Consider the following 19,779-nt stretch of genomic DNA (forward strand, 5'->3'; position numbering starts at 1 on the left):
GTCGAGAATACGCGATGATCGAGCCGGCCTGTTCCGCCCGTAGCCTGCCCCTCATCGTCGCCGGGCGGCCGATGCCGACCCCCTGCGACGTGATCGGCAACGGCCCCGACGCCCTCCTGCTTCCGGCCCTGTCGTCGATCTCGGCCCGGGTCGAGATGCGGCCCCTGGCCCGGGATCTCGGCCACGATTTCCGCTGTCATGTGCCGGACTGGCCGGGCTTCGGAGACCGGAGCCGGCCTCGGATCCCCCTCAACCCCGACACGATGCACGCCTTCCTCGACGCCCTGCTGGCGGTGGAACGCGGCCCCTATGCCCTGGGCGTCGCCGCTGGGCACGCGGCGGCCTACCTCGTGGCCGCCGCCCGGCGCCATCCCAGCCTGTTCGGTCGCCTCGTCCTCGTGGCGCCGACCTGGCGCGGTCCCCTGCCGACGATGATGGGCCCGGAGCGGCGCGGTCTCATCGCGGGGATCCGCCGTGCCGTCGAAGCGCCGGTCCTGGGGGAAGCCCTGTACCGGCTCAACATCAGTCCGCCGGTGATCGGCCGCATGATGCGCGCCCATGTCTATGCCGATCCGGCCCACGTCACGCCGGGGGTCATCGCCGACAAGCATGCCATCACCCGTCATCCCGGAGGCCGGTTCGGCACCGCCGCCTTCGTCACCGGTGGCCTCGACCCCTGCGAGACCCGGAAGGACTTTCTCGAGCTCTTCACGGACGATGCCTTGCCGTCGATCCTCGTCCTGCGCCCGGAGCGCGCGCCCCGTCGTTCGGGCGCCGAGATGGACGCCCTCATCGCCACCGGCTACGTGGGCCGCGCCTCGATTCCCGGCGCCCTCAGTCCGCACGAGGAATATCCCGGTGAGGTGGCGGCGGCGATCCGGGCCGGCTGACGACCATCGAGAACCGGCAGTCGGACGCCGTTCAGGTGGGGATGTGGATAAAATTGCACCCGCCGCCATGGGACCGTTGCACGGGAACTCTATAGCGTCGGGCTTGCTTCTTCTTCGCCTCCCGTTGCGCACCGGATTGAGAGATGCCGATGGCCCGCTTGCCCCTCGCCTTCGCACTGCTCGCCGGGCTCACCCCGGCCTGGGCCGAGGAAGCCTTCCCGAAACCCGCGACGTCGGCCCCCTCCGTCGCGACCACCCCGGTGACCCCGGCGAAGGTGGCGCGTCAGCCCTACCTGTCGGAGGCAGTGGCGCCCGACACCGTGGCGATCCTGCCGCCGCCCCCGCGCGGACAATCGGCGGCGGAAACGGCCGACAAGGCGGCCTTCGCTGCGACCCGCTCCCTCAAGGGCAGCCCGCGCTGGGATCTGGCGACAACGGACGTCGCCGACGGCGCTTCGGCGATCCTCGACGATTTCGCCTGCGTCATCGGTCAGCGCATCGACCAGACCCGTGCGCCCGCCCTGATGACCCTGCTCGAGCGTTCCCGCCTCGATATCGCCCGCGCGACACGGGGCCCGAAGGAGCATTACCGGCGCATCCGCCCCTTCGTCGGCAACGACGCGGAGATCTGCGTCGTCCGTTCGGCCGAGATCGGCAACGCCTTCAGCTTCCCGTCGAGCCACGCCACGCAGGCCTGGACCTACGCCGCGATCATGGCCGCGATCATCCCGGAGAAGGCGACGGACTTCTTCGTGCGGGCGCGCTCGTACGGCGAGAGCCGCGTCGTGTGCGGCCTGCACTGGATGAGCGATATCCAGGCCGGCAGCATGACGGGCAGCATCGTCTTCGCCGCCCTTCAGGGAGACGGCGGCTTCCGCGCCGATCTGGAACGGGCACGGGTGGAGGTGACGAAGCTCGTCGCCGGCGGCGGCACGGCCCCGGATCAGGCGATCTGTGCCCGCGAGGCCGTGGGGCGCGCACCGATCCTGTAGGGCACCACCCCGATCGTCACGAAAAGGCCCGCCGGATCGCTCCGGCGGGCCTTTTTCGTGTTCATATGACGGACGGGATCCGCCTCACCTCCGGACGGGCGCCGTCCGCTTCGTCCGGCGACGCCGGGCCAGCATGTTCAGGCCCTCGACGCCGGCCGAGAACGCCATGGCGGTGTAGATGTAGCCCTTCGAGACATGCGCCCCGAACCCTTCCGCGATCAGCGTCATGCCGATCATGATGAGGAAGCCGAGGGCCAGCATCACCACCGTCGGGTTGGCGGCGATGAAACGCGAGAGCGGATCGGCGGCGAGCAGCATCACCGTGACGGCGACGACGACGGCCACGACCATGATCGGCACATGCTCGGTCATGCCGACGGCGGTGATGATGCTGTCGATGGAGAACACGAGATCGAGCACCAGGATCTGGCCGATGGCGGCGGCGAACCCGAGGGTGACGGCACCCGTCCCGCTCTCCTGCTCGTTCGGCTCCATGGTGTGGTGGATCTCCTTGGTGGCCTTCCACAGCAGGAACAAGCCGCCGCCGATGAGGATGAGATCGCGCCAGGAGAAGGCCTTGCCGAACACCTCGAACACCGGCTGCGTCAGGGCGACGATGTAGGCGACGGTGCCGAGGAGGCCCAGACGCAGGATCAGGGCGAGGCCGATGCCGATGCGCCGGGCCTTGGTCTGCTGCTCGGGTGGCAGCTTGTTGGTCAGGATCGAGATGAAGATCAGGTTGTCGATGCCGAGCACCACCTCCATGACGATGAGGGTGGCGAGCGCCGCCCAGGCGGTGGGATCGCTTAGGAGAGGAAGAATGCTGTCCACGGGGAGTCCGGTCTCGAAGCGTCTCAGAAGGGGAGGGTGAAGGTGGGGCGTGCAACACCGGGGCGTTGCGACGCTTCCGGGGCGAAGATGCGCACGGCCTTGGGACAGACCTTGAAGTGGGCCGGCGTGTAGGTGGAGAGCTCGCCGTCCGTGTTCACCGGTCGGGGCTTCTTCGTCTTCACCACGATCTCGGTGGTGTGGAAGGCACGCACGTCGGCGGCCTTGCCTTGCGTGCCCCGCCGCAGGGCCGGCAGCAGGGCCAGCAGCCGCCACCAGTGCTTCACCTCCAGGCTGTAGAAATCGAGCTTGCCGTCGTCGACGGTGGCGGTCTCCTCCACGGTCATGCCGCCGCCGTAGTGGCGGCCGTTGCCGACGGAGACCTGGATGGTGGTGATCGTCTCGGTCTGACCGTCGTGTTCGAGGTAGACCGTGAACGGCCGCACCCGGCGAAGGACCCGCATGGCGGCGATGCCGTAGCCGACGGTGCCCCATTTCTTCTTCGATTCGGCCGTGAGATCCCCGGCGAGTTCCGCCGAGAAGCCGATGCTGGCGACGTTGAAGTAGTAATGCCCGTTGACGCAGCCGAGATCGACGGGTCGCGCCTCTTCCGTGGCGATGAGACTGGCGGCGGCCACGGGGTCGGACGGCAGGCCGAGGGAGCGGGCGAGGTCGTTGGCGGTGCCGAGGGGCAGGATCCCCAGGGGCAGGCCGGTCTCCACGAGGGCGGGGGCCGCCGCGTTCAGGGTGCCGTCGCCCCCTCCAAGGATCACGAGGTCGCTTCCCTCGGCATGCCGTTTGATGACGGCCGTGCAATCGGGATCCCCCTTCGGCTCGAACGGTTCGATGCCGCCCTGGCGCAGGGTATCGCGCACGGCATCGAGGGAGAAGCCGCCGTTGCGGGCATTGGGATTGACGAGGAGAAGCGCCCGCCGGGCTTGGCGACCGGCGCTCATGCGGTGCGTTCCAGGACGGGGCGGACGTGCAATCGGATCGGCATGAGGTCTTGGACCCTCCGATGCGTTCGCGCCGCGTGAGCGCAAAGGCAGAGAAGGGGTCCGACATCACGGTCAACGCCTCGACCGCCAGAGGGGCCCGGACCCAGTCCGGTCAAGGTGGGTTGCCTGGCGGGGATGGCAAGGCCGGAAGCCTGATGAAACCGGGGACGCACCCGCAGTTGTGACCGTCAAGCCACGCGGCCCGACAACAGGACGCGGCACGGTCCCCCCTGTGGGAATGATGCGAAACCGAGCGTGCCCACGAAACGTTCATGCTTCGTCGACCGATCACTCCCAGAACCTTTCCGTATTGGTCGCGACCCCGGTGATGAATGCCATGCGCCACGGCTCCTGCTCCGTCTGCTCCGCCGCGCTGATCGGCGCCCTTTGGATGGCCGCACCGGCCATGGCGCAATCCGGCCCCGGCTGGGTCGATCCCCCGGCCAAATCGGAGCCCAAAGGCGCCGCGAAGGCCGAAACAGCCCCCGAATCCAAGGGTCAGCCCGAAAGCGCCATCGAGAGCCCGGCGGCTCGCACCGACACACCGCGCCGGTCGGCACGGCGGGCAGAGCGCCGCGCCTCGGCCGCCGCGCGGCGCGAGGCTCGTTCGATGGTCCGGCAGCGCCCCTCCGTCGAGGCCGAGCCCCGCAGCCTCGCGCGCGTTCCCGCCACGCCGGTGACGCCCATGGCCTCGGCCGACCGCTTTCCCGAATGGGCCGCCGCAGCAACGCGTCTCACCGACAACTACCTCGACAGCGTTTCCGCACCGGGGCTCGGCATCGTGACGGGAGCCCCGCGCTTCTACGGCGAGACGGTGCGGTTCCACGGCCGAACCCTGTCGTTGGCGGCGGTGATGGCGGAAAAGCGCCGCTTCGCCGATCGCTGGCCGGTGCGGCACTATGAGCCGCAGGGCGGCGCCACCCATACCGCCTGCAACGCCGCCACAGCGACCTGCGTCGTCCGCACCACCTTCGATTACCGCGCCGAGAACCCGGCGCGGGGCACACGGGCTCAGGGCGTGTCGGAACTCGTCCTCACCGTGGACCTGTCCGGTAGCCGGCCGGTCATCGTGTCGGAGACCAGCCGCGTGCTGCGCCGCTATGGTCCTGGGCCGCTCGGCGCTATAGCGGGACGCACGCGCGGGGCCTGAACGCCGCGTCGAGAGCCCTGGAGTGGTCAACGTCTTGGACGCGAGCGCCGTGAAACCCCACGATCCGGATGCTGGGAGCGCGGACACGCTGCTGGCGGCCCGTGCCGCCCTGCAGGCCCGGATCGCCGAGGAGATCGAGCGCCAGGGCGGGCACCCCGTGGCCCGACGGACCCTCGGGCTGCTCGTGGAAGCTGCCGCCGAGCTGCAGGACGCGCCGCCGGGCTACCTTCTCCGCGACCGGGCGGGCCAGCCGCGCCGCATCGCCGATTCCGCCGACGGCAAGACCGCCGGAGAGATGGCATCGGACAGGCCCATGACCCTGGCGGATTTCGTGGCGGAGTTGCGTACCCTGCATCCGGCCCTGTTCATGTCGACCGTGGCCGAGCCCGCCCCTGTCACGGCGGAGGCCGCCGCGCCGCCGCCCGCCGAAGTGGTCGTGGCGCCGGGCGCCTCCAGCCGCTTCGTCGCGGCGCAATCCGTCCGCGCTCGCACCGCCTTCACCCACGCGACCACCCGTGGCCGCGCCTTCACCGCCCGCACCATCGAGGGGTGGCAGGATCTGCGCCGACGCTTCGACGCCCGGCGTCCCGAGGCCCGGGGGATCGCTCCCGTGCCGGTACCGACGAGCCGAGGCAGCGCGTTCGTCCGGGAGGCGGCGGGCAACATGCGCGGCCGGGTCGCCGACGCGGGTTCACGCCTGCGCGAGGCAGGGCGTGAGGGAGGCGCCCTGCGCAATCGCCGCGTCCTGGCCGCCGGTGCGGGCCTTCTCGCCCTCCTCGCCGTGGCTTTCCTGATCCCGCGCTCCTCCGAAGAGACCAAGCCGACCCCGGCGACGACACCCCAGAGCGAGGCGGTCGCGACCGCCCCACCGACGCGGGTGGAGACGCCCCCGTCCGCCGAGGAGGCGGCCAAAGCGAGCACCGCCCTCAGCGGACCCGTCGAAGTCATCGACACCGCGACGCTGCGGGTCGCGGGCAAGCTCGTGCGCCTCTTCGGCGTCGAATGGGTGCGCGGCGGCCAGGCCGACGAGCTGACGCGCTATCTCGCCGGGCGGACGGTCACCTGCCAGCCCGTGGCGGGCAGCGAGGCGCGCCTGTGCGACGTCGATGGCCGCGACCTGTCGGAAGTGGTGCTGTTCAACGGCGGTGGCCGCGCCTCGGCCGAGGCGACCCCCGACCTCGTCGCCGCCGAGGATCGCGCCCGCACGGAGCGCCTGGGCGTCTGGGCGCGCTAGGCTTCGAGCCCGGTCGGAGTTCCGCGAGTCGCACAAGGCTTAAGCAAGTCCTGCCTAGACCATGCTCATAGGGCATGGGTGATCTACCGGCTTTCCCCTCGTGACCCAGCCATGGAAGTCCTATTTGTCTTTTGTGCGCTGCAAAATTTTGCGGCACGACGACAAAGCCGGAAAGCAAAGCCCGTGACCCTCTCTCTCCTCGCCAATCTCAAGTCCCACTGGAAGGACAACGAAACCGCCCGCCAGATCGCGCAGCTGACGGACCGCGAACTCGCGGATATCGGCGCCGAGCAGATCGGTGGCCGCATTCTGTCGAAGGCCCAGAACTACCGCGTCGCCGATGGCCTGCGCAGGACGCCGTCGCCCCTGCGCTACGTGTCGTTCCCCTCCGCCTGAGCGGTACCGCCCGGCCTCGCGTCGGGATCCGTCATCGTCCGCCTGAACACGCCGGCCCCCGTGGCCGGCGTTTCCATGTGTGGGACCGCACGTGGCCGTCCCCCTAGCCGAACGCGCCGACCTCGTGCTGGATCATGCCCGAGAGTTCGCGCACCCGGGCGAAGGAGCGGCGGATGGGTTCGAACAGGGTGTTGTGCTCGGCCTCGTAGGTGCCGACGTCGCGTGGCCCCGCCGGCTCGCCGAAATTGAGGCCGAGGGTCGGATCGGGCGTTACCGGGAAGATATCTTCGAGCAGGGTCAGGCAGCCGTCGATGTCGAGGCGCAGGAAGCGCTCGATCAGCGCCTCGCGGCTGATCCCCGATTGCGGCCGGAAGCCGGGGATATGGACGGCCAGGAACCAGATCCGATGGATCAGGGCGAGGCGGATGGCGTGCAGCAGCGTCAGGCGCGGCGACATCTTGCCGAGGTCGGGCGCCGCCGCCCGAAGGCTGAGCCAGTCGCAGGTGAGCTGGCCGAACAACCGGCGCAGGTCTGGCGCGAGGCGCAGGCGGTCGAGGGCGGTGGCGATGACCACGAGTTCCTCGCGCCGCGCATCACGCTGCGTGCGACGGGCGCGCTCCAGCCACACCGCCGGATCGAGGGTGTCGATATAGGCCCGCAGAACGTCGAGATCCCCGACGCTGGCCGCATGCTGCACGAGGCGGAAGGCCCGCGAGAACCGCGCGGAATCGCGACGCATGTCGCGGAACAGGTCCGGCGCGCGGCCGGCCGCCCGGCCGACGCCGTGCAGGGAATTGGCGAGGAAGCCGAGCTGCTGCAGGATGGCGTTGTTGGGGATCGCCCGCATCTGGCGCGGATGGGTGATCATGGCCGGGCCGCCGCCATCGGATTGCCGCGCCACGGGGCGTGACCCCGTCCGGTCGAGGAGGCTCGGACCGAAGGTGCCCAGCAGTGCGGCATAGCCTGGATCGTCTACCAGGGCCTCCATGTCCTGGCGCACCACCGTGAAGAACTCGGCAGAGAAATCGGCTTCGGCATAGATCGGGTCGTCGGCCTCGTCGGCACCGCTCGCCGCATCGGACAGAACGTAGTCGGCGAACGAATCGTCGTCGGCGACATCGAGGGCGAAGACGTGCTCGGCGATACGCTCAACCGCGGCGTCCGCGAGCGGCAGGGTGCCGAACATGAGGTAGCCGTCGGATCCCTGGAAGCTCGATTCGAGGCGCACGCGGATGCCCGCCGCCCGGTTGCGCCGGCGCGCATCCTCCGGCGCGAGATAAGCGAGGCGGTCGCGCAGGCTCGTCGGGTGCGCGCCCCGGCCGATGGACTCGCCATGCGTGTCGAAGATGGCGAGTTCGACGCCGGTCAGGTCGTTCTGGACCATGAGTTCGGTGATGCGCAGGCGTAGGCGCTCGATCCAGAAACTCGCCGCCAGCTGCCCCACGTAGCGGCCGGAATCCGAGTAGCCGAACTGCACCGTAAGACGGCCGATGCGCTTGAGGTACTGGCGCCAGTGGGGATTGCGCAGAGCGTCGTCGAGGACGCGGATACCCTGTTCCAGGGCGGAGGCCGTCTCGAACAGGGGCGTGATCTCGACCTTGTCGGCGATCCCGTAATGCCGGGCGAGCCAGAGGGCAGCGAGCAGGGTGTAGCCCGTCTCCGTCTCCGCGATGAGGAAGCGCACGGGGTGCGTGCCGTCCACGTGCTTCAGGATCTGCGTGATGGTCATCATCAGGCGGGCGGCCGAGGCCCGCTCGGCGGCGAGCGCCCCGAAATCGACGTCCACGGCCTGAACGTCGTTGAGGAGGGCGTGGATGGTGGCGAGGTGCGAGCGGCGCTGGGCGGCGTCCGTCGGCTCGCCCTCGAGGTCGGTGACCCGGCGCACGGCGTTGTGGATTTGGCTGGCGTTGAGCCGGAAGTGGGGCAGGGCGTTGGAGAGTCCGTGGGTGGCGATCCCTGAGCGCAGGATCGCGATGGCGCGCCGCTCCTCGTCCGTCGCGACCCCGCCCATGGCCCCGGCGAGGCCGGCGAGGAGGGCGGTGGCATCGGTCTGAGCCCGCTCACGCTCGATGATCAGGGCCAGTGCGAAGCGGTGCACCGATTCCAGGGACGGCTTGGTGCCCAGCCGCGGGGCCACGGCGAGTTGCCGATTGACGGCGGCCAACGCCCCGGCCGTGAGGTCGCGCACCACCTGGGTCGCCGGCACCTGCGGCAGGTGGCGCATCACCCGGTCGAGCTGCATCCGCTTCGATTCGAGGCGGTAGCGCAGGGTGTCCCACCAGCCGATATCCGTGCGCCCGTCGGTGTCGCAGCCGACCCAGCTCGCGATGGCGAAGGGCTTGGGCACGAGTTCCGTCCAGCGGTCGGGCCAGCGCTCGCGCGCCGCCTCCAGAAGGGCAGCGTTGAAGCCGTCCACGGCTGCGCGGCCGTGGTTGGCCGCCACACAGGCCTGATCGAACTCGTCGTCGAGGGAGATGGCCGGATCGGGGCGTGTCGAGAGAGCGGCAGCCTTCTCGGTCAGGGGCAGGCGGGCGGCCGCGTCCGGCGCAGTGGCGGCCTCGGCGATCAGGGCGGCCACGGCCCGGGGCATGCCGAAGGTCGGGTGGGCGGTGAACACCACGGCAAAGCCCGTGCGGCCCACGAGATCGCGAAACACCTCGAAATCGCCCTGGCGCCGGGGGATCGCCGCGACGAGGCGGGCCGGCATCCGGTTCTCGCGGGTGGACGCCGTGGTCCCGTCCAGGCCCACATAGGCCCGCAGGCGCTCGGCCCGGGCCGCGAGGGACTGCGCCCGAAGCCGCACGAACAGGCCGTCGAGATCCTGCTCGCCGATCTCGGCGCGATCGAACCGGCGGGTGATGGCGAGGGTCACCGCCAGGACGGGGTTGCGGAACGGGTCCTCCGCCGCCTGCTCGCGGGATTCTTCGATCAGGCCGAGAAGGTCCGCCTCGAGGGCCTCGGGGTTCGCAACCGCGTGATCCGGGCTGCGGTCATGCATACGCATCGATCGACCTTGGTGACGAGGTGGACGGCTACCGCCATAGGACAGCCGGGCGAAGGCGGAGCAAGGCCCGGCAGGGCATACCCCGGTGGACAGCACCATCCCGATGGTGCCCCCGCGACGACGCAAGGACCATTCCGGCCGGGGTCCGATTCCGCCGACGGATGCATCGCGGATCATCCTGGGGTAACGCTGGGGCGGCATGGAAACCACTCTGATCCTGGCGGCTCTCGCGGCCTTCACCCTCTCGTGCGTCGTGGTGATGGCGATGATGGCGCGCGCGCGGCGCCCCGAACTGCGCATGGAACGGGAGGAGGACCTGATGGAGGACGGGGAGGAAACTCTGATGCGCAGCGTGCAACCGCCTCGGGCGAGCCCCATCGACCGGTCCGCCACGATCCTGCCCATCGAGCCGGACCCGAACGCTCGGCCCCTTCCCCCCAGCGATGGATCCCGATGACCCTGCGCCCCCTCATGCGTTCGCCGGCCCTTGTCCTCGGCCTGCTTCTCGCCCTCGGCGGAGCGGCGGCCATGGCCCAGGACGCACCCGCGCCTGATTCCCCCGCCGATCCTGCTCCGGCGCCCCGCAAGGCTCTATCCCGCAAGCCGCCGCCGAAGCCGAAGACGCCTGACACCGCGGCGGCCAAACCGCCTGCCGTCCCGACGCCAGCGGCCCTGCCGCCCGTGCCCGCGGCATCGCGCCCCGACCTCACGGTGATCTGCGCGGACAAGGCCGCCCTCTACGAAGGGCCGAAGAACTTCTCCGTCTGGGTCACCCGAACGGGTCTCGTCGTCATTGAGAATCCCCTTCGGCCGCTCACGCCCGAAACCTCGCGGGTGCTTCAGGTCGTGATCGCCGGCAAGGTCGCCACCGCCTACGGTCCCGATCTGTTCGCCCTGCGGCGGGGCGGCGCACCGGCCGCCCTCGAGGGGGCGACGGGGGGCGTCATCCGCTGGGACGCGACGCCGACGCCGCTGCCCGATACCCTCAACATCGTCTCGGAGGCGGGCCAGCCCCTGGCGCAGCTCGCCTTCCAATCCTGCGGCGAGGCGCCGGCGATCAAGGCGCCCCCCGTCGCCAAGGCCAAGACCGCCCCGCGGCCGAAGGGCGCCAAGGTGGCCCCCGCCCCGGGCGGCGCACCGGGACTGCCGCTGCCGGCCTCGGCCCTGGACAACTGATATGGCCACATCGGAGGAGGGAACGCCCATGGGCGCAGGACCGAGCGCCGCCGAGATCATCGCCCGCCTGGGGCTAGTCCCGCATCCCGAGGGCGGCCATTACCGAGAGACGTTCCGCGATCCGCGCACCATCGACGGCCGCTCCGTGGGCAGCGCGATCTACTACCTGCTCGATACGGGCGAGGTCTCCGAATGGCACCGGGTCGATGCCGCCGAGATCTGGCACTGGCATGCCGGGGCGCCCCTGGTGATCACCACGAGCCCCAACGGCCACGATGCGATGGCGGCCCATCTCGGCCCCGATCTCGGGCGGGGGCAACAGCCGCAGATCGTGGTCCCGGCCGGCCATTGGCAGACGGCGACGAGCCTGGGCGCCTGGACCCTCGTTGGCTGCACGGTCTCGCCGGCCTTCACCTTCGACGGGTTCGAGATGGCGCCGCCGGATTGGCGGCCCACGCCGTGGGGCCGGATTTAATCCCAGCAACCATCAATAAATATGGCGACGCCTCTTGCCGCAGGGCGAAGCGCCATATTTTCGGGGCTCTCCTCAACGTTTCGGGAGTCTCGAACGTGCGTCGCTCCGTATCCGCCGTTGCCACCTTGATCGCGTCGGCCTTGTTGTTCTCCAGCGTCCCGCAGGCTTTCTTCGGCGTCCCGCAGGCGTGGGCCGATCCGACACCGGCTCCGGCTCCGTCGCTCAAGAGTGAGGGACCGACGCAGCCGGCCACGTTCGAGGACGGCAACTACAAGGACAAGGACGGGACGCCGACCTACCACGTCACTCAGACCGGCAAGATGGTGGATTGGCCCACCATGGCCGGCTACCTGCGCTACAATTCCAATTGTATCGTCTGCCACGGGCCGGACGGGGCCGGATCGATCTATGCGCCGTCCCTGGTCGAGGCGCTCAAGCACGACGATTACGCCACCTTCGTGGGCATCGTGGCGGGCGGCAAGAAGGACATCAGCTCATCGCAGGAACTGGTGATGCCGGCCTTCGGCGAGAACCGGAACGTGATGTGCTACATCGACGACATCTACGTCTATCTGCGGGCCCGGTCCGATGGTGTCGTCGGTCGTGGCCGCCCCGCCGAGCATGAACCGAAATCCGACGCCTACAAGAAGCGTGAGGACGCCTGCATGGGCTGACGAGCCCAGGGCGACGGCGGCCGCGCGGCCGCCGTCGCGGGACGATCAGGCGATGTACTGGCCGCCGTTGATGGTCAGGGTCGAGCCGGTGACGAAGCCCGAATCCTCGGCCGCGAGGTACTCGACGGCACGGGCGATCTCTTCGGCCTCGCCGAGGCGGCCGACGGGGATCGTCGCGATGATCTTGTTGCGGATGTCCTCGGGCACCGCCATCACCATCTCGGTGGCGACGTAGCCGGGGGCGATGACGTTGACGGTGATGCCCTTGCCGGCGCTCTCCTGGGCGAGCGCCTTGGCGAAGCCGATGACGCCGGCCTTGGCCGCCGAATAGTTGGTCTGGCCGGCCTGACCCTTCTGGCCGTTGATGGACGAAATCAGAATGATGCGGCCGAAGTTGCGGCTGCGCATGCCCTCGATGAGCGGCCGGGTGCAGGTGAACATCGAATCAAGGTTGGTCTTGATGACCGCCTGCCACTTCTCGAACGTCATCTTGTGGAACGCACCGTCACGGGTGATGCCGGCGTTGTTCACCAGGATGTCGATGGGGCCGACCTCCGATTCGATCTGCTTGATGCCGGCCTCGCAGGCGGCGTAATCGCCGACGTCGAACTTGAAGACCGGGATGCCGGTCTCCGCCTTGAAGGCGTTGGCGGCCTCGTCGTTGCCGCCGTAATTGGCGGCGACCTTGTAGCCCTTGGCCTTGAGGCCCTTCGAGATCGCAGCACCGATGCCGCGCGTTCCGCCGGTGACGAGGGCGACGCGTTCCTGAGCCATGATTTCCTCCGGTTTGTCGTTTCTTGGCAGGTTCGTGGATGGGTCGTACGCGGCTCTAGCTGGCGAGGCGGCCGTCGCGCGACCCATTTAAATTTGCCGCGCCGTCAAGATTTTTCCTGACGGCGCAGCGGATTGGCAGGCTCAGACGCGCTCGACGCACATGGCGACGCCCATGCCGCCGCCGATGCACAGGGTGGCGAGGCCCTTCTTGGCGTCGCGGCGCTTCAGCTCATGCAGCAGGGTGACGAGGACGCGAGCGCCGGAGGCGCCGATGGGGTGACCGATGGCGATGGCGCCGCCATTGACGTTCACCTTGTCCGTGTCCCAGCCCATGTCCTTGTTCACGGCCAGCGCCTGGGCGGCGAAGGCCTCGTTGGCCTCGACGAGATCGAGGTCGGACGGCTTCCAGCCGGCCTTCTCGAGGGCTTTTCGCGAAGCCGGGATCGGGCCGGTGCCCATGACCTTCGGGTCGACGCCGGCCGTGGCCCAGGAGACGATCTTGGCCAGGGGCTTGATCCCGCGACGCTCGGCCTCGCTCGCCGACATGAGCACGATGGCGGCCGCACCGTCGTTGAGGCCCGACGCGTTGGCCGCCGTCACGGTGCCGTCCTTCGAGAAGGCGGGCTTGAGCTTGGCCATGGCCTCGACGGTGGCGCCGTCACGGATGTACTCGTCGGTGTCGACGATCGTGTCGCCCTTGCGGCCCGCGACGGTGACGGGGACGATCTCGTCCTTGAAGCGGCCTTCCTTGCGGGCGGCCTCGGCCTTGTTCTGCGACTTCGTCGCGAAGGCGTCCTGCTCCTCGCGAGTGAGCTGGAAGGCCTGGGCCACGTTCTCGGCGGTGGTGCCCATGTGGTAGCCGTTGAAGGCGTCCCACAGGCCGTCCTTGATCATGGTGTCGACGAGCTTCACGTCGCCCATCTTCTGGCCGCCGCGCAGGTACTGCGCGTGGGGGCTGAGCGACATGGATTCCTGGCCGCCGGCCACGATGACGGTGGCGTCGCCGTTGGCGATCTGCTGCATGCCGAGGGCGACGGTGCGCAGGCCCGAGCCGCAGACTTGGTTGACGCCCCAGGCCGTGGCCTTCTCCGGGATGCCGGCCTTGATGGCGGCTTGGCGGGCGGGGTTCTGGCCGGCCCCGGCGGTGAGCACTTGGCCGAAGATCACCTCGTCCACGTCGTCGGGCGAAACGCCGGCGCGCTCCAGGGCGGCCTTGATCGCCACGGCGCCGAGTTCGTGGGCCGGAACGGTGTTGAAGGCGCCGCCGAACGAGCCGACCGGGGTCCGGGCCGCTCCGACGATGACGATGTCTTCTGCTGCCATGGTGATTGTCTCCTCATGCCGGCCGGCGCTGCGTTATCGCCTTCCATCGGCGTGCGCGCCTTAGGCCTTCGCCCCCGGATGAAAGCCGACGACCCTGCGAAGTCAAGGCGCTTTGCGGAGGACGCACGGCACTGTCATCCTCCGGCGGGCGGGATCGGCATTATTCCGCGTGGACGGCGGCGAGATAGGTGTTTTCGTCGGCGGGCGAACGCCTTAAGGTGTGAACCGGCGGGTCGGGACACAGTCTCGTCTCCGCATGCGTCGTCGGAAGTATCGAGCGGCTTGCATGATCGCGTCGGGAGAGGCCCCCAGAAATGGCGGACAACGGTAAGTCCAACCACACCGTCATCAAGAAATACGCCAATCGCCGCCTCTATCACACCGGGACCTCGACCTACGTCACCCTCGAGGACCTTGCGACGATGGTCCAGAACGGCGAGGATTTCCTCGTCTACGATGCGCGCTCGGGCGACGACATCACCCGCTCGGTGCTGACGCAGATCATCTTCGAGCAAGAGAACAAGGCCGGGGACGACAATCTCCTCCCCGTCGCGTTCCTGCGCCAGCTGATCCGCTTCTACGGCGACAGCATGCGCACCATGGTGCCGAGCTTCCTCGAATTCTCGATGGCGAACTTCGCCCGCGATCAGGACGGTCTTCGCGAGAAGATGGCTCAGAGCTTCGCGCCCACGGTGTTCCAGAACGCCATGGAGGAACAGGTTCGGGCCAACATGAGCTTCTTCGGCGATGCCATGAAGATGTTCACCACCTTCGGCACCGGGCCGCTCTCCGGCATGGTCGCGCACCCCTCCGCCGCGGCCCCGTCGCAGCCCCCCGCCGCGGCCCCCAGCGGAACGGATCTCGACGATCTGAAGCGCCAGATGGCCGAGATGCAGTCGCGCCTCGAGAATCTCTCGAAGAAGTAGGCGCCCGCGCGCCGCCCGCCGGCGAAAGATTGACGAACCGTTAACACCGACCCATTTCTTGCACATCTCAACCCGAGTCACGCGGGACCGGATGCGATGAAGCAAGCTGGGACAATCGACCGTTCACAAACGGGACAGGCGCCGGTCTACGATCTCGTGGTGATCCCGGGCGGGGAATCCTACGGCTTTCGCCGCCCCGTGCCGGCGCGTCCGAATTCGGGCTTCGTGACTCAGCTGCTGCTCGGCGCCGATCCGGTCCTGCGCCCGGCGCGACTGGAACGGACCCGCAGCGCGGTGGCCGCCTACGCCGCCACGGCCCAGCGCATCGCCTGAGCGAAGCCCGCACGAAAAAGGCCGCGCCCGCCTCGCGCGGATCACGGCCTCGTCATGATCGGTCCGGATCGCGATCGATCCGGAATGGCCGCCGGAGCGGCCCGTCCCGCCGGGCGGCGGAGCGCGAGGGCTCAGGCCTCGGCCGACTTCACCTTCAGCACCTGACGACCACGGTACATGCCGGTCTTCAGATCGATGTGGTGGGGACGGCGCAGCTCGCCCGAATCCTTGTCGGCGACGTAGGTCGGGGCCTTGAGGGCGTCGGCGGACCGGCGCATGCCGCGCCGCGAGGGGGAGGTCTTGCGCTTCGGAACGGCCATGGGATGATCCTGTCGATGGCAAAAGGGTGCCTCCCGACGATCTCCTCCGGGAGAATCGCCTCGGCACCGTGTTCAAACGGAGATTCGAGGCGGGCTTATAACCGCCCGGGGGCGCCATGGCTAGGGGTGTCGCGCGCCTTCCCGGAACGGGGCGGCGGACCCGTCCCCTCCGGCACCCGATAGACCTCTCAACACGGTGTCATACGGCTTTCGTTTGATCCGTTCGGTGATGTTGGCGACTCGCGGGTCCCCTCTCCTGGAAAGAGAGAGAGACCGTCGCGCCCGCTCGATCCGAAGTGATCAAACAGAGTTCGTATGACACCGTTAAGCGGCGGTTCAACCGCCTTTCCTTAGGACGACTTGTGTTGGCGCGGCATTGCGATCGCGTCATCGATCGGGAGATTCCCATGTCGTCAACTCTTCTGCGCAGCCTCGCCGTTCTGGCCTGCCTCGCCACGGCGCCCGCCCTGGCGCAATCGCCGAGCCCCGCCACCCCGACGACCAAGCCCGCCCCGGCCGTGCCGGCGCCCGCGAATCCCACGCCCCCCACCGTCGCGGCCCCCAAGGCTCCGGCCGCCGGCAAGTCCGAGGGCAAGCCCGAGACGAAGGCGGCCCTCATCGACCTCAACAGCGCTACCCCCGCCGAACTCGATGCCCTGCCGGGCATCGGCACCGCCCGCGCGGCGGCCATCGTCAAGGGTCGGCCCTATCACGGCAAGGACGAGCTCGTGTCGAAGAAGATCATTCCGCAGGGCGTCTACGACGGCATCAAGGACAAGGTCATCGCCAAGCAGAAATGACGGCAGGCGGGCCGGGACGCGGGCCGGGAGGCCGACGCCCCCCGGCTCGCCCTTGTCGAGCCGGGGGGCGGATGCTAGGCGCCGAGGTTCCGAACGGCAGCGAAGTCTTCCATGGCACCTCAGCCCCTCGTGCGCCTCCATCGCGGCGACCTTCCGGCCGACTACGTCGCCGGCCCCGCCCTCGCCATCGACACCGAGACCCTCGGGCTGAACCCGCACCGGGACCGCCTGTGCGTGGTGCAGATCTCGCGCGGCGACGGCAGCGCCGACGTGGTGCAGATCGTGCCCGGCGGCCCGGTGCCGGCGATGCTCAAGCGGGTGATGGGCGATCCCGAGACCCTGAAGATCTTCCATTTCGCCCGGTTCGACCTCGCCGTGCTGTTCCGCGCCCTCGGGGTGATGCCGGGCCCGGTCTACTGCACCAAGATCGCGTCCAAGCTCGCCCGGACCTACACCGACCGCCACGGCCTGAAGGACGTCGTGCGCGAACTCGTCGGCGTCGATCTGTCGAAGCAGCAGCAATCCTCCGATTGGGGCGCCGACACCCTGAGCCAAGCGCAGATCGACTACGCGGCCTCCGACGTTCTCTATCTCCACGCCGCCCGCGCGCGCCTCGACGCGATGCTCGCCCGCGAGGGCCGCACCGACATGGCCCAGGCCTGTTTCGACTTCCTGCCGACCCGGGCGCGCCTCGATCTCGCGGGCTGGCCCGAAACCGATCTGTTCGCCCACACCTAAGGGCGGAGCCGCGCGAAGCACTCGTGCGCCGACGCGTAAGACCGGTGCGCGGGCGCACATGGGTGCTCCGACGTCCTTGATGATTTGGCAAGGCGGTGGTCATAACTTCGCCATGGCCCGCGCGCATCCGGCGGCATGTTTGGGACGATCATGCAGGTGGACGAGTCCATCGAGACCGGGGCCGTGCCGCGAGGGCGCGTCGATGCGCGCCGGACCCGTGCCCATGCGCAGGCGCGCAGCCACAGCACGCGCGTGCGGACCCTGCGGCGGCTCATCCCCGCCGTGGCCGGAGGCGCGGTGCTGGCGCTTGCCGCCGTCCTGTTCAATCCCTTCGGCACCACCCTGCCGAGCGTCGGCATCGGCCCGGTGAGCCTGTCCGGCACCAAGGTGAAGATGGAGAGCCCGCGCTTGTCCGGATTCCGCCAGGGCGAGCGCGGCTACGAGGTCACCGCCACCGCCGCCTTCCAGGACGTGCGCAAGCCGACCCTCATCGAACTCCAGGCCATGAAGGGGCATCTGGTCACCGACGACAAGGGCGGTCTCGCCCATCTCGAAGCCGCCTCGGGGCTGTTCGACACGGCCCGCGAATCCTTGAGCCTGAACCAGGACATCCGTCTCTGGACCGACAAGGGCGAGGAGGTTCGCCTCTCGTCGGCGGCCGTCGATTTCAAGGCCGGCACGGTAAAGTCGAACGAGGCCGTCACGGTGACGATCCCGAGCGGGACCGTGGTGGCCGACACCCTCGACGTCGCCGACAGCGGTCACGTGATCTCTTTCGTCGGCAACGTCCACACGGTGCTGCACGAGACGGACAAGGCTGAACAGTCGGCCAAGCCGCCGCGCGTCCTCACGTCGTCCGCCGAACCGACCGACGGCGAGCCCCGCCCGTGACCATCACCCGTTCCCTGATCGCGGCGGCCTCGATCGCGGTGGGCCTCGCCGCCGGCTCGGCGTTGGCCGCGCCCGCCGATGCGCCGACGACGGCGCCCGCGAAGAAGGAGAAGCCGGCCGGACTCGGCAATCTCGGCGGCGGCGGCAAGGAACCGATCAAGATCGACGCCGACCGCCTCGACGTGTTCGACCGCGAGAACAAGGCGGTGTTCGCCGGCAACGTCGTGGCGGTACAGGGCGACAGCACCATCCGCTGCTCCAGCATGACCGTGCGGTACAAGCGGGGCAAAAAGGACGACAAGAAGGGTGACGCGGCCAAAGAGCCCGCCGCCGACACGGCCGCAGCGGCGGACAAGCCCGCCGGGGCCATGGGCGAGAACGGCATCCAGCGCGTCGAGTGCGCCGGCCCCGTCACCGTGGTGCAGAAGGATCAGGTCGCCACCGGCGACAGCGCCGTGTTCGATCAGGAGGCCAAGCGCATCGTGCTCACCGGCAACGTCGTGCTGAGCCAGTGCCAGAACGTGACGCGCGGCTCGCGCCTCGTCTACGACATGAACACCGGCCGGGCGAACATGGACCCCGTGGCTGGCGGCCGGGTCTCGGCCCTGTTCGTGCCGCAGAAGGACGACGGGGCGAAGGGGCCCAAGGGCTGCGCCCAGCCGCCCGCCGCCGCCAAGGCCGCGCCCAAACCTGCGGACACCAAGCCCGCCGAGGCCACCAAGCCCCGGGCGCAGACCAATTGAGCGCCGCGTCGCGGGTGTCCGCCGTGTCGGCCCAACCCTCCCTGTTCGGCCGGTTGTTCGGCCGGGGCCGCCGGGACGCGGCGGCCCGTGAGGCCGCTATCCTCGCCGAGGGCGGCGGTCCGGGCATCCTCAACGTGCGCGGGCTGCGCAAGAGCTACGGCGCCCGCACGGTGGTGCACGAGGCCGGCCTCACGGTCCGCAACGGCGAGGCGGTGGGGCTGCTCGGCCCCAACGGCGCGGGCAAGACCACGATCTTCTACATGATCACCGGCCTCGTCTCGGCCGATCGCGGATCGATCAGCCTCGACGGCCTGCCGATCACCCACCTACCCATGTATCAGCGCGCGCGCCTCGGCATCGGGTACCTGCCGCAGGAAGCCTCGATCTTTCGCGGCCTGACCGTGGAGGACAACATCCGCGCCGTGCTCGAAGTCGCCGAGCCCGACCGCAAGGAACGCGCGAAAAAACTCGAATCCCTGCTGGAGGAATTCGACATCGCGCGCTTGCGCAAATCCCCCTCCATTGCCCTGTCGGGCGGCGAGCGCCGCCGCTGCGAGATCGCCCGGGCGCTGGCCTCGTCCCCGAGCTTCATGCTGCTCGACGAGCCCTTCGCCGGCATCGATCCCATCGCGGTGGGCGACATCCAAGACCTCGTGAAGCACCTGAAGCAGCGTGGCATCGGCGTGCTCATCACCGACCACAACGTGCGCGAGACCCTCGGCCTCATCGACCGGGCCTACATCGCGCATTCGGGCCGGATCCTCACGGAGGGGACCCCCGACGAGATCGTGGCCAACGCCGATGCGCGCCGCCTCTATCTCGGCGAGGATTTCCGCCTGTAGGGCGGTGCCCCCGGACGGGGCTGATCCTGCGTTTCCACGATCCCCGATTCGCCCCGAAGGACGCCGCTGCCGGCCTCCCACCTGTGGTGCTGTGACCACGCCGTCCCCGCAACTGCCGGTGGTCGACGCATTTCGCGCAAACCCGCTCCACACGCTTTGACGCGGGGTTCGGTTGGCGCTAGACCTTGGAGTGTCGAGAAAGAAGCAAGATCGATGCCGAAACTCGGCGCGCGGTCACGCGCGCCATCGAGTTCAGGGGCGACTCGGGGATC

Annotated in this window: 22 protein-coding genes; 16 read left to right on the top strand and 6 right to left on the bottom strand. The window is 69.4% G+C overall.

What is annotated here, in order from left to right:
• The first annotated feature begins 14 nt into the window (after positions 1 to 14).
• Together MFF01_RS00750 and MFF01_RS00755 are read left to right on the top strand one after the other, a co-directional pair.
• Positions 15 to 890, top strand: coding sequence for an alpha/beta fold hydrolase (locus tag MFF01_RS00750; protein ID WP_238221204.1), 876 nt, complete (start codon positions 15 to 17; stop codon positions 888 to 890).
• A gap of 149 nt (positions 891 to 1,039) precedes the next feature.
• Positions 1,040 to 1,882 (top strand): acid phosphatase, encoded by an 843-nt coding sequence (locus MFF01_RS00755; RefSeq protein ID WP_238221205.1) that lies wholly within the window; start codon positions 1,040 to 1,042, stop codon positions 1,880 to 1,882.
• 84 nt (positions 1,883 to 1,966) lie between these two features.
• Here the strand turns inward: MFF01_RS00755 and MFF01_RS00760 are convergent, their stop codons facing one another.
• Positions 1,967 to 2,713: a TerC family protein gene (locus MFF01_RS00760; RefSeq protein WP_238221206.1), complete on the bottom strand. Its 747-nt coding sequence runs from the start codon at positions 2,711 to 2,713 to the stop codon at positions 1,967 to 1,969.
• Positions 2,714 to 2,736: 23 nt separating this feature from the next.
• Positions 2,737 to 3,666 (bottom strand): lipid kinase, encoded by a 930-nt coding sequence (locus tag MFF01_RS00765; RefSeq protein WP_238221207.1) that lies wholly within the window; start codon positions 3,664 to 3,666, stop codon positions 2,737 to 2,739.
• 370 nt (positions 3,667 to 4,036) lie between these two features.
• Between MFF01_RS00765 and MFF01_RS00770 the strand changes: the two genes are divergently transcribed.
• From MFF01_RS00770 to MFF01_RS00780, 3 genes are all read left to right on the top strand, one after another.
• Positions 4,037 to 4,858: a hypothetical protein gene (locus MFF01_RS00770; protein ID WP_238221208.1), complete on the top strand. Its 822-nt coding sequence runs from the start codon at positions 4,037 to 4,039 to the stop codon at positions 4,856 to 4,858.
• Between the two features lie 22 nt (positions 4,859 to 4,880).
• A complete protein-coding gene (locus MFF01_RS00775; protein WP_238221209.1) occupies positions 4,881 to 6,092 on the top strand; it encodes a thermonuclease family protein in 1,212 nt (403 codons plus the stop codon).
• 183 nt (positions 6,093 to 6,275) lie between these two features.
• Positions 6,276 to 6,488, top strand: coding sequence for a DUF1127 domain-containing protein (locus MFF01_RS00780; RefSeq protein WP_238221210.1), 213 nt, complete (start codon positions 6,276 to 6,278; stop codon positions 6,486 to 6,488).
• 103 nt (positions 6,489 to 6,591) lie between these two features.
• Here the strand turns inward: MFF01_RS00780 and MFF01_RS00785 are convergent, their stop codons facing one another.
• Positions 6,592 to 9,492, bottom strand: a complete 2,901-nt coding sequence (locus MFF01_RS00785) for a phosphoenolpyruvate carboxylase (RefSeq protein WP_238221211.1) — start codon at positions 9,490 to 9,492, stop codon at positions 6,592 to 6,594.
• Positions 9,493 to 9,691: 199 nt separating this feature from the next.
• Between MFF01_RS00785 and MFF01_RS00790 the strand changes: the two genes are divergently transcribed.
• The 4 genes from MFF01_RS00790 to MFF01_RS00805 all read left to right on the top strand — a co-directional run bounded on the left by MFF01_RS00790 (position 9,692) and on the right by MFF01_RS00805 (position 11,817).
• The gene (locus tag MFF01_RS00790; protein ID WP_238221212.1) at positions 9,692 to 9,949 is read left to right on the top strand and encodes a hypothetical protein; all 258 of its coding nucleotides are present in this window, start codon (positions 9,692 to 9,694) and stop codon (positions 9,947 to 9,949) included.
• The gene (locus tag MFF01_RS00795; RefSeq protein ID WP_238221213.1) at positions 9,946 to 10,668 is read left to right on the top strand and encodes a hypothetical protein; all 723 of its coding nucleotides are present in this window, start codon (positions 9,946 to 9,948) and stop codon (positions 10,666 to 10,668) included. Before MFF01_RS00790 ends, MFF01_RS00795 begins: the two co-directional genes overlap by 4 nt.
• A 28-nt stretch (positions 10,669 to 10,696) precedes the next feature.
• A complete protein-coding gene (locus MFF01_RS00800; RefSeq protein ID WP_238221214.1) occupies positions 10,697 to 11,143 on the top strand; it encodes a cupin domain-containing protein in 447 nt (148 codons plus the stop codon).
• 95 nt (positions 11,144 to 11,238) lie between these two features.
• A complete protein-coding gene (locus MFF01_RS00805; protein ID WP_238221215.1) occupies positions 11,239 to 11,817 on the top strand; it encodes a c-type cytochrome, methanol metabolism-related in 579 nt (192 codons plus the stop codon).
• A 45-nt stretch (positions 11,818 to 11,862) separates the two neighbouring features.
• On the opposite strand, the gene phbB is transcribed toward MFF01_RS00805, so the two are convergent.
• Positions 11,863 to 12,591, bottom strand: a complete 729-nt coding sequence (gene phbB / locus MFF01_RS00810; RefSeq protein WP_238221216.1) for an acetoacetyl-CoA reductase — start codon at positions 12,589 to 12,591, stop codon at positions 11,863 to 11,865.
• A gap of 141 nt (positions 12,592 to 12,732) precedes the next feature.
• On the bottom strand, positions 12,733 to 13,914 hold the full coding sequence (locus tag MFF01_RS00815) for an acetyl-CoA C-acetyltransferase (RefSeq protein ID WP_238221217.1): 1,182 nt from the start codon (positions 13,912 to 13,914) through the stop codon (positions 12,733 to 12,735).
• Between the two features lie 314 nt (positions 13,915 to 14,228).
• Between MFF01_RS00815 and phaR the strand changes: the two genes are divergently transcribed.
• Positions 14,229 to 14,840, top strand: a complete 612-nt coding sequence (gene phaR / locus MFF01_RS00820) for a polyhydroxyalkanoate synthesis repressor PhaR (protein WP_238221218.1) — start codon at positions 14,229 to 14,231, stop codon at positions 14,838 to 14,840.
• Positions 14,841 to 14,936: 96 nt separating this feature from the next.
• Positions 14,937 to 15,173 (top strand): hypothetical protein, encoded by a 237-nt coding sequence (locus tag MFF01_RS00825; RefSeq protein WP_238221219.1) that lies wholly within the window; start codon positions 14,937 to 14,939, stop codon positions 15,171 to 15,173.
• A 131-nt stretch (positions 15,174 to 15,304) separates the two neighbouring features.
• On the opposite strand, the gene rpmF is transcribed toward MFF01_RS00825, so the two are convergent.
• The gene (gene rpmF, locus MFF01_RS00830) at positions 15,305 to 15,493 is read right to left on the bottom strand and encodes a 50S ribosomal protein L32 (RefSeq protein WP_018046018.1); all 189 of its coding nucleotides are present in this window, start codon (positions 15,491 to 15,493) and stop codon (positions 15,305 to 15,307) included.
• 407 nt (positions 15,494 to 15,900) lie between these two features.
• On the opposite strand from rpmF, the gene MFF01_RS00835 reads away from it, so the two are divergent.
• From MFF01_RS00835 to lptB, 5 genes are all read left to right on the top strand, one after another.
• Positions 15,901 to 16,293 carry a ComEA family DNA-binding protein gene (locus tag MFF01_RS00835; protein ID WP_238221220.1) on the top strand — a complete coding sequence of 131 codons (393 nt, stop codon included), beginning with the start codon at positions 15,901 to 15,903 and terminating at the stop codon, positions 16,291 to 16,293.
• A 111-nt stretch (positions 16,294 to 16,404) separates the two neighbouring features.
• Positions 16,405 to 17,031, top strand: a complete 627-nt coding sequence (locus tag MFF01_RS00840) for a ribonuclease D (RefSeq protein ID WP_238221221.1) — start codon at positions 16,405 to 16,407, stop codon at positions 17,029 to 17,031.
• A 150-nt stretch (positions 17,032 to 17,181) separates the two neighbouring features.
• A complete protein-coding gene (locus tag MFF01_RS00845; RefSeq protein ID WP_238221222.1) occupies positions 17,182 to 17,922 on the top strand; it encodes a lipopolysaccharide-assembly, LptC-related protein in 741 nt (246 codons plus the stop codon).
• Positions 17,923 to 17,924: 2 nt separating this feature from the next.
• Positions 17,925 to 18,665: an LptA/OstA family protein gene (locus MFF01_RS00850; protein ID WP_238221608.1), complete on the top strand. Its 741-nt coding sequence runs from the start codon at positions 17,925 to 17,927 to the stop codon at positions 18,663 to 18,665.
• A complete protein-coding gene (lptB, locus tag MFF01_RS00855) occupies positions 18,662 to 19,507 on the top strand; it encodes an LPS export ABC transporter ATP-binding protein (protein ID WP_373319580.1) in 846 nt (281 codons plus the stop codon). Before MFF01_RS00850 ends, lptB begins: the two co-directional genes overlap by 4 nt.
• The last annotated feature ends 272 nt before the right edge of the window (positions 19,508 to 19,779 follow it).

The organism is Methylobacterium adhaesivum (genome assembly GCF_022179065.1).
Taxonomy (GTDB): Bacteria; Pseudomonadota; Alphaproteobacteria; order Rhizobiales; family Beijerinckiaceae; genus Methylobacterium; species Methylobacterium adhaesivum.

Excerpts from the sequence above, each read along its gene's own strand:
- MFF01_RS00750 (WP_238221204.1), top strand. The coding sequence starts at position 15 with ATGATCGAGCCGGCCTGTTCCGCCCGTAGCCTGCCCCTCATCGTCGCC.
- MFF01_RS00755 (WP_238221205.1), top strand. The coding sequence starts at position 1,040 with ATGGCCCGCTTGCCCCTCGCCTTCGCACTGCTCGCCGGGCTCACCCCG.
- MFF01_RS00765 (WP_238221207.1), bottom strand. The coding sequence starts at position 3,666 with ATGAGCGCCGGTCGCCAAGCCCGGCGGGCGCTTCTCCTCGTCAATCCC.
- MFF01_RS00770 (WP_238221208.1), top strand. The coding sequence starts at position 4,037 with ATGAATGCCATGCGCCACGGCTCCTGCTCCGTCTGCTCCGCCGCGCTG.
- MFF01_RS00785 (WP_238221211.1), bottom strand. The coding sequence starts at position 9,492 with ATGCGTATGCATGACCGCAGCCCGGATCACGCGGTTGCGAACCCCGAG.
- MFF01_RS00790 (WP_238221212.1), top strand. The coding sequence starts at position 9,692 with ATGGAAACCACTCTGATCCTGGCGGCTCTCGCGGCCTTCACCCTCTCG.
- MFF01_RS00795 (WP_238221213.1), top strand. The coding sequence starts at position 9,946 with ATGACCCTGCGCCCCCTCATGCGTTCGCCGGCCCTTGTCCTCGGCCTG.
- MFF01_RS00800 (WP_238221214.1), top strand. The coding sequence starts at position 10,697 with ATGGGCGCAGGACCGAGCGCCGCCGAGATCATCGCCCGCCTGGGGCTA.
- phbB (WP_238221216.1), bottom strand. The coding sequence starts at position 12,591 with ATGGCTCAGGAACGCGTCGCCCTCGTCACCGGCGGAACGCGCGGCATC.
- MFF01_RS00815 (WP_238221217.1), bottom strand. The coding sequence starts at position 13,914 with ATGGCAGCAGAAGACATCGTCATCGTCGGAGCGGCCCGGACCCCGGTC.
- phaR (WP_238221218.1), top strand. The coding sequence starts at position 14,229 with ATGGCGGACAACGGTAAGTCCAACCACACCGTCATCAAGAAATACGCC.
- MFF01_RS00825 (WP_238221219.1), top strand. The coding sequence starts at position 14,937 with ATGAAGCAAGCTGGGACAATCGACCGTTCACAAACGGGACAGGCGCCG.
- rpmF (WP_018046018.1), bottom strand. The coding sequence starts at position 15,493 with ATGGCCGTTCCGAAGCGCAAGACCTCCCCCTCGCGGCGCGGCATGCGC.
- MFF01_RS00835 (WP_238221220.1), top strand. The coding sequence starts at position 15,901 with ATGTCGTCAACTCTTCTGCGCAGCCTCGCCGTTCTGGCCTGCCTCGCC.
- MFF01_RS00840 (WP_238221221.1), top strand. The coding sequence starts at position 16,405 with ATGGCACCTCAGCCCCTCGTGCGCCTCCATCGCGGCGACCTTCCGGCC.
- MFF01_RS00845 (WP_238221222.1), top strand. The coding sequence starts at position 17,182 with ATGCAGGTGGACGAGTCCATCGAGACCGGGGCCGTGCCGCGAGGGCGC.